The sequence below is a fragment of the Candidatus Mycalebacterium sp. genome, assembly GCF_977828045.1.
On the sequence record NZ_CDWCUL010000015.1, the window covers coordinates 25,347 to 31,792 of the forward strand.

Annotated in this window: 6 protein-coding genes; 1 reads left to right on the top strand and 5 read right to left on the bottom strand. The window is 52.7% G+C overall.

The features are described from left to right. Positions 1 to 8: 8 nt before the first annotated feature. The 4 genes from ACY430_RS05260 to ACY430_RS05275 all read right to left on the bottom strand — a co-directional run bounded on the left by ACY430_RS05260 (position 9) and on the right by ACY430_RS05275 (position 5,044). Positions 9 to 986 carry a PstS family phosphate ABC transporter substrate-binding protein gene (locus ACY430_RS05260; protein WP_462137841.1) on the bottom strand — a complete coding sequence of 326 codons (978 nt, stop codon included), beginning with the start codon at positions 984 to 986 and terminating at the stop codon, positions 9 to 11. 129 nt (positions 987 to 1,115) lie between these two features. Further along, complete coding sequence (locus tag ACY430_RS05265) at positions 1,116 to 2,288, bottom strand: pyridoxal phosphate-dependent aminotransferase (RefSeq protein WP_462137842.1); 1,173 nt, start codon at positions 2,286 to 2,288, stop codon at positions 1,116 to 1,118. 86 nt (positions 2,289 to 2,374) lie between these two features. Then, positions 2,375 to 3,856 (bottom strand): glycosyltransferase, encoded by a 1,482-nt coding sequence (locus ACY430_RS05270; RefSeq protein ID WP_462137843.1) that lies wholly within the window; start codon positions 3,854 to 3,856, stop codon positions 2,375 to 2,377. A gap of 21 nt (positions 3,857 to 3,877) precedes the next feature. Continuing rightward, positions 3,878 to 5,044 carry an LL-diaminopimelate aminotransferase gene (locus tag ACY430_RS05275; protein ID WP_462137844.1) on the bottom strand — a complete coding sequence of 389 codons (1,167 nt, stop codon included), beginning with the start codon at positions 5,042 to 5,044 and terminating at the stop codon, positions 3,878 to 3,880. Between the two features lie 88 nt (positions 5,045 to 5,132). On the opposite strand from ACY430_RS05275, the gene ACY430_RS05280 reads away from it, so the two are divergent. Beyond that, a complete protein-coding gene (locus ACY430_RS05280; protein WP_462137845.1) occupies positions 5,133 to 6,122 on the top strand; it encodes a glycosyltransferase family protein in 990 nt (329 codons plus the stop codon). 6 nt (positions 6,123 to 6,128) lie between these two features. Here ACY430_RS05280 and ACY430_RS05285 read toward each other — a convergent pair. Further along, positions 6,129 to 6,446, bottom strand: a 318-nt coding sequence (locus ACY430_RS05285; RefSeq protein WP_462137846.1) for a phosphatase PAP2 family protein, incomplete at its 5' end; no start/stop codon positions are given.

Consider the following 6,446-nt stretch of genomic DNA (forward strand, 5'->3'; position numbering starts at 1 on the left):
CAGGGAAGTTATTTCCTGGTGAGATATTTTTTCCTGAGTTTTCTCACGGTTTTGCCGTCCAGAGGAATGTATCCGTCTTTGACGACAACCTTCTGCCCCTGTTTGCTCAAAACGAATTTGAGAAACTCTTTGCGCAGAGTGTCAAACTTCCTGCCGGGACGCTTGTTAATGTAAAGATACAGATGCCTCGCCAGGGGATATCTTTTTTTGTAGGGAGACGGCTTAATGCATTTCCCTCTTTTGCCGGAAATCGCTATGGCTTTGACGCCGGAAGTCTGGTAGCCGATTCCGCTGTATCCCATCGCGTATTTGTCATTGCTTACGCCCTGAACAACTGACGCGGAACCCGGCTGTTCTTTGACCGAGTCCGAATAGTCGCCTTTACACAGCGCTGTTTTCTTGAAGTATCCGTAAGTGCCCGAAGCGGAGTTTTTTCCGTAAAGCGTTATCGCGCGCGATCCCCACGCGCCGCCGACTCCGATGTCCGCCCAGTTCACGGCGGCTGTTTCAGCTCCGCAACGGCGGGTTTTTGAAAAGGCGGCGTCAATCTGTTTTATGGAAAGGCATTTGACCGGATTTTGCTTGCTCACGAAAACCGCGAGCATATCAACCGCAGTCGGTATGGCCACCGGTTTGTATCCGAACTCCTTCTCAAAAGCGTCAACCTCTTTTGACTTCATCTTGCGCGACATGGGGCCGAACTGCGAAGTTCCTTTAATCAGCGCGGGCGGCGCCGTGCTTGAGCCCTTGCCTTCTATCTGGCATTTGACTCTGGGGTAGCGTTTTTTGAACCCTTCGCACCACAGAGCCATCAGGTTGTTCATCGTGTCCGAGCCGACGCTGTTTATCTGCCCGGAAACCCTCTTTTTAGTCTTTCTGTAAGTTGGAAGTTTCCCGTCAACTTCCACCGCGGCGGAAGCCGGAAAGGCGGCGAACGATGCCGCGAAAACCGCTATGAAAAACACATAAAAGCTTTTTCTCAACATTTTTTGTTTTCCTCCGGTGAGAAATTGCGGGAAATTTGTCCCGCATCGCAATGGAGTAAACCCGCAAAATGTTAAAAATCGGTTAACCGGGGGTTAAGTTTGAAGGAATAAAAAACGTGGAAAAAACCGCTATTTCAAATCGGCTTCTTTCATCCTGCGCGTTCCCTCGTCTATGTCTTCATCGGAGCACGCGTAAGTTACGCGGACAAAGCCCTCGCCCCTGTCTCCGAAAGCGGGTCCGGCGACAACGGCAACTCCGGCGCGTTCAACGAGGCGGTCCGTGTATTCCTGCGAAGTAAGGCCTGTTCCCGTTATGTCGGCAAAAGCGTAAAACGCCCCGTCCGGCGTGTCGCATTTGACTCCGGGAACATTGTTCAGAGCGGCAACCATTCTGTCTCTTTTCTGTTGCAGAAGGGCGTGCTTTTCGTGAACCCAGTCCTGCGGGCCCGTGAGGGCGCAATAAGCGGCGCGCTGTATCAAAGCGGCAACGTTTGTTATGGAATCCTGGAGGAAGATTGACATCTTCTCCACTATCGGCTCCGGCGCGACCGCCCAGCCGATTCTCCATCCGGTCATCGCCCATGTTTTTGAAAATGTGTCAATAACGATTGTTCTGTCCGCCATTCCGTCAACCGCGCTTATGCTTTTGTGCGGTTTGTCAAAGGTTACTTGAGAGAAAATCTCGTCCGATATTACAACCAAATCGGGGTGTCTCTGGCACATTTCCGCTATCTCTTCGGGGTTTTCAACCAGATGTCCGTTGGGACGCTGGGGGGTGTTTATTATGAGAAGTTTCGTTTTCGGGGTTATGAGGGATTCAAGCCCTTTAACATCAAACTGCCAGTCGGGATCGGTAAGCGGGGTGTGTTTTATCTTCGCTCCCAAATACTTCGCCCACACCTCATCGGGCGGATAACCGGGGTTGGGAAATACCACTTCGTCACCGTCTTCAAGAAAGATGTTGAGAGATGCGGTAAGCGCGTGCTTCGCTCCGGCGGTTACGATCACCTCTTCGGGGTCGGTTTTGCGTCCCTGAGAGGTTGTTCTTTCCGCAATCGCCGCTCTGAGTTCCGGAAGACCCGGACCCGGGTCATAGCGCACATAGCCCTGTTCAACCGCTTCGGTTGTCGCCTCAATTATGTGCCGGGGAGTTTCAAAATCGGGTCCCTGATAATCCCCTTTTTCAAAATGGATTATGGTCATGCCCGTCTTTTTCTCAAGATCCTTGGCTACTCTCATGCTCGCCCACTGCTTGGGCTGAACAAAATGCTTCGTTCTTGAACTAAACCGATATTCTGACATAAAAACCTCCGGAAGGACTTCCGTCTCAGGAAATCACCGACTCACCTTAAATAACGGACACTATATTAAATTCAGGTTTTATTTTGTCAAGACCCGCGAAAAAACCTTTCAAGGTGAGTTTTTACCGAAAGGAAAAAGACATACAAAAACGCGCCCGAAAAGGCGGTCAAAATGCCCTTCATGAGCGGGTCCTTCACTCCGCCCGCAAAAGCGCAGAACAGAAGCGCGCCGGCCGCCGCCAACTCAAAAAACGCGGTGAAATTAAACTTCTGCCCGTAAATATGTCCCGCCGGAGTTGCCGAAGCGGTTTTCGGCGTGCGCACAAAACCGCCGCCCCTTCCCGCGAGACAGCGATACACCTCGTGCGCGTTGCTTATTGAGATTCCCGAAAGCAGAACGATGACAAACGGCACCGCCGCGAATCTCCAGATTTTTCTCCCGGGAGACGATTCCATCACCGCGAGCGTGTAAAACAGAAAAATTCCGCCACTTGCCGCGAAAGCGGACGCGCCCACAAGATTGTAGGCGGACGCCGGAAAACTGCCGCCCGCAATCGCTATGACGACCGCGGAAAACAGATAGAAATGAAAAAGCGGACTCAAAAAACTGCGGAGCATATGAAAAGCCGCCTCAATCCTGAAAGCGGCGGAAAACTCCTTGTTTGAAATAAGCGTGGCGAGAAACTTCCTCGCGTTCTGCACTCCCCCGCCCGTCCAGCGGCGTTGCTGGGATTTGAACGCCGCGATGTCGGACGGAATCTCCGCCGGGCATACAAGGTCTTTCAGATACTCTATTCTCCACCCTTTCAATTGCGCTCGGCAACTGAGGTCAAGATCCTCCGCCATTGTGTCTTCATGCCAGCCGCCCGATGAAATCAGACACTCCCTTCTGATCACCGAAGCGGTTCCGTTGAAATTGAGAAACAGCCCCGAAGCCGAGCGCCCGGCTTGCTCAATGACGAAATGCCCGTCAAGAAAAACCGATTGCAGGCGCGTAAGAATAGACTGCTCCATATTTGTATGCCCCCAGCGCGCCTGCGCTATGCCCACGCGCGGGTCTGAAAAACAGCCCAGAACTTTCCGCAGAAAATCGCGTACCGGAACAAAATCGGCGTCAAAAAGCGCTATAAACTCGCCGCGCGCAGACCCAAACGCATCTTTGAGCGCTCCGGCTTTGAACCCGCGCCGCGTCCGGCGGCGGACGTGGCTTATGTTCACGCCGCGCTGTTTTTCGCGCTCAATCACCTCATAAGCGATGTTGGAAGTTTCATCGGTCGAGTCGTCAAGCACCTGAATCTCAAGCAGATGAGAAGGATAGTCCATCGCGCAAACCGCCTCTATGACCCTTTTCACGACATAGACCTCGTTATAGACCGGTATCTGAACAGTTACGGACGGAAGCCGGGAATCGTCCGGCGGAGCGGGAAGGAACGATGAGCGCTTGCGGGTTTTGAGATAAAGCCAGCAAAGGCGATACCAGTGAAAACCCATAATGGAGAGAAGCGACAGGGAGACGAAATACAAAACCTCAACGGGAAAAACCAACAGATGAAAAATATCAGATAGCATCGCGAAATCCGGCGGGGCCGCTCAAAAAGAGAGAGACGCCAATCTGTCCGCAGCCTCTTTTATTCTTTCCGTGTCAAACGTTATTGAGGCGCGCACATAGCCTTCTCCGAATTCGCCGAAGCCGTTTCCGGGCGTTACCACAACCCCGCACTGTTCAAGAAGCATGGACGAAAACTGCGCGGAGGTAACGCCGGGCGGCGTCTCAAACCAGACATAAAAAGTTGAAAGCGGTTTGTTATACGGCAGTCCCGCTTTGTTGAGTCCTTCGCAGAAAATGTCTCTTCTCCGGCGGTATGTGTCCACCCTGTCTTCAAAACCGGGGTCTTCCTCGGTGAGCGCCTCAATGCCCGCGATTTGAACCGCCTGAAACGCGCCCGAATCTATGTTGGTTTTCACCTTGCCGAGCGCGGCAATTGCCCGCTCCGAACCCGCCGCAAAAGCGATTCTCCAGCCCGTCATGCTGAATGTTTTGGAGAGAGAATGGAACTCAATTCCAACCTCTTTCGCTCCGGGCGTCTGGAGAAAACTGGGAGGCGAAAAGCCGTCAAACGCGATTTCGGTGTAGGCGGCGTCGTGGCAGACGACTATGTTGTTGTCGCGCGCGAACCGGACGACTTTTTCAAAAAACTCACCGTCCGCGACCGCGGCGGTCGGGTTGTTGGGATAGTTCAAAAACATCATTGTTGCCCGCGAGGCGACTTCGGATGGAATAGCGTCAAAATCCGGCAGGAAGCCGTTTTCCTTCAAAAGCGGCATCACGTGCGGACGGCCGCCGGCAAACGCGACCGAAACCGGATACACCGGATAACCGGGGTCGGGAACAAGCGCCAGGTCTCCGGGATTGACAAACGCCATCGGCGCGTGGGCGACCCCCTCTTTTGAGCCGATAAGCGCGAGAACCTCGGTGTCGGGATTGAGTTTCAAACCGAACCTTTTTTCGAACCACTGCGCCGCCGCAACTCTGAATTGCATCATTCCCGCGTATGAGGGATATCGGTGGTTCGCGGGGTCGGCAAGAGCTTTTGCCGCCGCGCCGATTATGTGTGAGGGCGTGGGAATGTCCGGGTCGCCGACTCCGAGGTCAATCACATCAACCCCTTTGGCTACACATTCCGCCTTCTTTTTGTCTATCTCCGCGAAAAGATAGGGCGGCAGTTCAGATATTCTGTCAGACCACTTTATTTCCATTAGAAACCCCCGCCGCCGAAAAGCGCGTTACGCCATTCTACTTTGATTTTTTGAGAATTGAAAATACTATGAACAACAACGGTTTGAAGTGAAAGTTCTTTACAGCATTCAGGGAACGGGAAACGGACACATTGTCCGGTCGCGCGAGATTGTGTCGCTTTTAAAACTCCGGGGGGCCGAAGTTGACATCTGTCTGAGCGAGTCTCACAGCGAAATAGATATCGGGGCGGAAATAAAATTCAAACCGCGCGGGCTGGGTTTTATTTTTGGCAAAGAGGGTGGAATTGATATTCTTTCCTCAATCAAAAAAGCGCGTCCGCACGAGCTTTTTTCCCACGTTACGAAACTGCCCGTTGAAAAATACGATGTGGTCGTGAGCGACTTTGAGCCCGTTTCCTCGTGGGCGTGTCTTTTGAAGGGAAAGAAATGCGTGTCGCTTTCACACCAGACCTCTTTTGCGTCCGACAAAACACCGAGGCCTGAAAAAGTTGACCGTCTCTCAGAGGCGGTTTTGAAATGGTACGCGCCAGTCTCAATTCCACTCGGACTCCACTTTGAGAAATACGATTCTTTTATAGAAACGCCCATTATAAGAAAACAGATTCGCGAGCGCGCCTGTTTGAACAACGGGCACTACACGGTCTATCTGCCTTCCTTCGCGCCGGAGAAAATTGTTCCGTATCTTCGCGATATTGATGTGGAATGGCATGTGTTTTCAAAGCACACATCAGGCAGGGAGAGAAAGGGAAATGTCTCGGTTTTTCCGGTGGACGACGGCGCCTTTGCGGACTCCATCTGCGCGTGCGAGGGGGTGTTTTGCAACAGCGGTTTTGAAACCCCGTCCGAAGCGCTTTTTCTCGGCAAAAAACTTTTCGTAACTCCGATGAAGGGGCAGTATGAGCAGGAGTGCAATGCCGTCGCGCTTGAAAAGATTGGCGCGATTGTTGAAAAACCGGTTGCTTCGCGCCTTGCTCAAAAACTTGAAGAGTTTGTCAATTCCCCAAGTCCCCGCGCGGTGGAATACCGCGACAATTCGGGCGACATAGTTGAGAAGATTTTTGAAAGTGCGCTAGGTTAAAGCCACTTAATATCCTTTGATTTTTAGAACCGCGAATACCGCGAACCAGCCAAGCAGGCAGCCGGTAACCGTCTGCATTGTCGTGTGCCGGTTGAGCCGCACGCGTGCCCACGACACAAAAGGAAGAAGCGCGGCTGACGCCGCCACCGCATCCCATTTGTGGAAAAGAGTGAGCAGCATCGCGCAAAAAGCCGCCAGAGTTGCGGCGTGGGCGCTCACTTTGTAGTAAAGGGTCACGGCGTAAAAAGCGGAAACCGCCACCAGGCAGGCGAGCCCGAAGTCAACGGCGGCAGGCGGCGCGCCGAAGCGGATCATAAGCGCGAG